The organism is Kitasatospora sp. NPDC091257, from assembly GCF_044757675.1.
In the GTDB taxonomy this organism is placed as follows: Bacteria; Actinomycetota; Actinomycetes; order Streptomycetales; family Streptomycetaceae; genus Kitasatospora; species Kitasatospora lactacystinica.
Window position 1 is genome coordinate 1 of sequence record NZ_JBIVVI010000877.1, and the last position, 3,966, is coordinate 3,966.

At 74.0% G+C, this 3,966-nt stretch carries 2 protein-coding genes; one reads left to right on the plus strand and one right to left on the minus strand.

All coding sequences use genetic code 11. The features are described 5' to 3' along the window. Window positions 1–179: 179 nt before the first annotated feature. On the plus strand, window positions 180–815 hold the full coding sequence (locus ACIQOV_RS31230) for a CAP family protein (RefSeq protein ID WP_401054005.1): 636 nt from the start codon (window positions 180–182) through the stop codon (window positions 813–815). A 93-nt stretch (window positions 816–908) separates the two neighbouring features. Here the strand turns inward: ACIQOV_RS31230 and ACIQOV_RS31235 are convergent. Then, window positions 909–3,966 (minus strand): M48 family metalloprotease (locus ACIQOV_RS31235; RefSeq protein WP_401054007.1); only part of this gene is annotated, 3,058 nt, incomplete at its 5' end.

Genomic DNA, 3,966 nt, shown 5'->3' on the forward strand with positions numbered 1-3,966 from the left:
AGTGGGAAGTCGGCCGGTCCGACTTCCCACTCCCTTCTGTGTCGCGCCCGTTCGTGGCAGTACCGGGCCCGGTGCCGCCGCTGGGGCGAACGCGCGCATTCCGGCCGGCGCCCCGTGCCCTCGCCGCCCCCGGTGGCGTTAAACCGGTGACGATCACTCGGAGCGCGAAGGAGACCGCCGTGGAACGACGTCGAATCCGCAACGCCGTCCTGGGAGCGTGCAGCGCGGCGGCGGTCATGGGTGTGCTCGTACCGGCGCAGCCGGTCCGGGCCGCCGAAGCCTTTCCCCGCCCCGCGCTTCCCCTCGTCACGGGCCAGGCGTTCCAGGACGAGGCCCTCCGGACGCACAACCGGTACCGTGCCGCGCACAGCGCCCCGCCCCTGACGCTCGATCCCGAGCTCGTCGGGTACGCCGAGCAGCGCGTCACCCGCCTGAGCACCGGTCACAAGCTCGACCTGGTGAACGAGGGCCGGGTCAAGGGCGTGGGGGAGAACGTCTGGTGGGGCTGGATCGGGTCGGTCGAGCCGGACACCGAGCCGGCTGCTGCACATGTCGCGGTGGACCGCTGGTACCAGCAGGGCCGCGACTACCGGTACGACCAGCCCGGCTACGACCAGAACCCGGGGACGGGCGGGTTCACCCAGGTGGTGTGGAAGGCCACGACCCGCATCGGCTGTGCCCGGGCCGCCGGCGCGGGGACGGCCGACACCAAGGACGGTCTGGAGTCGTACATCGTGTGTCTGTACAAGGAGCCGGGCAACGTCGACGACCCGGCCGTCTACCGGCAGAACGTGCTGCGGCCGGTGGAGGGCTGACCGCCGCCCGGGCACAGCCCCCCGGCTCGCCGGTCGTCACCGACGGAGACCGGGCTCCTCGTCCGGTCCGGCAGGTGGCCGAAGAGACAGGACCTAGGAGCCAGGGCGGTCGCAGACCGCCGCGGTGCCCTGCGCGGGCGGGCGGGTGGTGCCCCGGAAGCCGCCCGCGCGGAGGATCCCGTCGATCCCGGCGTTGACCGATTCCGCGCAGCGGCGGGCCGCATACAGGTCGAGCAGGGCGCTTCTCAGACCAGCCTGGTCGCGGGCGGTCAGCGCCTGGGCGCAGCCGCGACTGCCGTTGTCCGCCTTGGTGGTCAGCGCGTGCCAGTCGGCCCGTAGGCGCGGGTCGGCGGGCACGCGGAACCAGACCGTCTCGAACCAGGCGGCGCTCCCCCACTGGGTGCAGGCCGGCCGGAGGCGGCGGTCCAGCGCGTCCCAACTGTCCTTGGCGGCCTGGGCCTCCCGGACGGCGGCGGTCAGGCGACTGTCGTACGAGACCGCCATGTCGATGAGATCGTCGCCGCTGAGGCGGTACCAGGCCCGGATCTGCCGCACGCGGGTGAACTCCGACCGCGGCGGGTCCGGGAGCCCCCAGAACTGCACCAGGGAGCGCTGGGACGTGAGCTCGTTGACCATGAAGCCCAGCTGGTACCTCCTGAAGCCGCCGTCCGTCGCGGTGCCCGCGACCGCCACGACGCACAGCAGGATCACCGCGAGGCGGCGTGCGCGCGGTCCACGGGCCCGAGGTTCGCCGGCCCGGGTGTCGGGGCGGCGGGTGTCGGGGCGGTGGGTGGCGGGCGAGGCGGACGGCCGTCGACGGCGGACGGCCGTGACGGCGACAGTGGTGAGCGCGGTGACGACGGCGGTGAGCCCGGAGAGGACGAGGGCGTTGTTCAGCACGAATGTGAACGGGAACAACGGCCTCCACCAGGCCGGCCGCCAGGCGCAGCTGTCCGAGAGGACGTTGAGCGGGGTGACGCAGCCGTCCACCGAGACGAGGAGCGTCATTGCGGCGGCCCCCAGCACGGTTGCCGTCCCGGCGGCGATCAGGGCGCCCAGCAGCCGGAAGCGCCGGGCGGCGGCGCTCGCCAGGGCGGCGGCCAGGCCTGCGGGCAGGCAGAGCGCCGACAGCAGGAGGCCCGCGTACCGCAGGGCGTAGAGCCCGCCCCGGGCGTCCGGTGCCGGCTGCCCGCTGTGCATCCAGGCCTGGACGCCGACGACGGCCAGGCTCGCCAGTGCTCCACCCAGCAGTCCGGGCAGCATGACCTTGCGCAGCGGTGCCACGGGACCTTCCGGCCGGGGTGCCCGGTCCGGCATCCAACGCGGGGTCCGGCCAGCCGTGCCGGACGCCCAGGCGAGCAGCGGCACGACCCACAGGACGATGACGGCCAGTGAGCCCATCGGCGTGTCGGCGACGTTCGACAGCTGCGGCAGCACCATGGCGAGGCCGGGAATCCTGGTCAGGTCCCCGGTCGGGGTTTTGGAAGGAAGCCACTGCAGGACGGACTGGGCGACGGACTGGGCGCCCGGAAAGTCCCGGTTCAGCGCCGTGGCTCCGGCGAGCATCCACCAGGTGAGCCACGACGTCATGGCGACGCAGCCGGCGGCCAGGCAGAGCGTGAGCGCGGGGCGCGGGGTCCGGCCTCGTGAGGTGCGGGTCCACAGGTGCGCGCACTGGGTGGTCCACCAGCCGAAGGCCGCTCCCGCCGCCACCGGTACCAGCAGGACCAGCGGCCGCTGCGGTTGCCAGGCCCAGCCCGCGCCCCAGCCGCTGAGGACCAGGCCGGCCGACATGCCGGCGCCCAGCCACCCCCCGGCCCACGCCCCGGAGGGCACCCGGGTTCCGGTCAGGACGGCGTACACCACCGCCCGCCACAGGGCGACGACGATCACGCCGGTCACCAGGGCGCCGGGAACGATGACGAGCAGCGTCATCAGGTTGTTGGTGAAGTTCACGCGGTACGGCGCGATCTGCCGGAGCACCTGCTGCACGGCCAGGACGGGCACGGTGCCGATGAGGAAGAGCGGCAGGACCGAGGTGCGGAACAGCGGGGCGGGATCGACCAGGGCCCCCTGGCGCAGGCCCCACCGTGGATGGGTGCGCCACAGGTCGAGGAAAGCGTCGAGCAGGCGGCGCACCGCGCTCCCGGACGGTGCGGCGCTGACGGACCAGCCGTGCGGGTCCGCGCCCCAGCGCACCGCGGCCAGGTCGGCGTAGATCTCCCGGCTGCGCAGCGCGTCGGAGCGGGCGAGGTACAGCAGTACGACCATGACGACGGCCAGCGCCACGGCCCGGTCCAGCTGTGGCACCCGGCCGTCCGCCACCACGCCGTAGATCACGTAGCCCAGGCAGAGCACGTACGGCAGCAGCACCAGCGCGAGGAAGACCCGCCACAGGGCGACCGTGAGGTACGTCAGGGTGACGTCCCGGTTGGCGATGTGGGCGAGTTCGTGCAGCAGCACCGCCCGGAACCGCTTCGGATCGCGCCGCCGGACGGCGAGCAGGCCGCCGTGCAGGCAGACGACCGGGCGGCGGGTGCGGCCGAAGACCACCGCGCTGACCGAGGCGGCCGCGGGGTCGACCACCACCCGGGGCGTCGGCGCCACGCCCGTCGCCGTGCACAGTTCGGTGAGCAGGGCGAGGAGTTCGCCGTCCGGATCGACGGCGGCCAGCGGGATGACGCGGCTGCGCCGGGTCTTCCACCGGGGCAGCGCGGCGAAGAGCAGGGCGGCCACCACCAGCAGGAGCAGCGGCCAGGCGGCCACCTGCCACCACGGCGGCGCGGGCGCCCACAGGGACAGACAGAAGCGGGAGGCGGTGACCTGGCCGGAGATGCTGAGCGAGGTCTTCCAGTAGCTGCCGTCAGCCGGGTCCACGCCCGCGGCGAGGCTGCACCCGGACTCGTCCCCGTCGGCCAGGACCCTCACCACTTCGAGGATCATGGCGCCGCCGGCGGTGAGCATCAGGAGCAGCAGGACGACGAACCGGGGGCCCGTGCCCGCGCCGAGGACCCGTTCGTCGATCCGCAGCCGTCCGGGCGGCGCCCCGGTGGCGTTCACCTCGGGCACCGGGGTGTCGTGTTCGATCCGGCGGTCGGCGCCGCTGAATCCGGTGAGGATCTCCCGCCGTTCGGCGTCACCGAGCATCCGC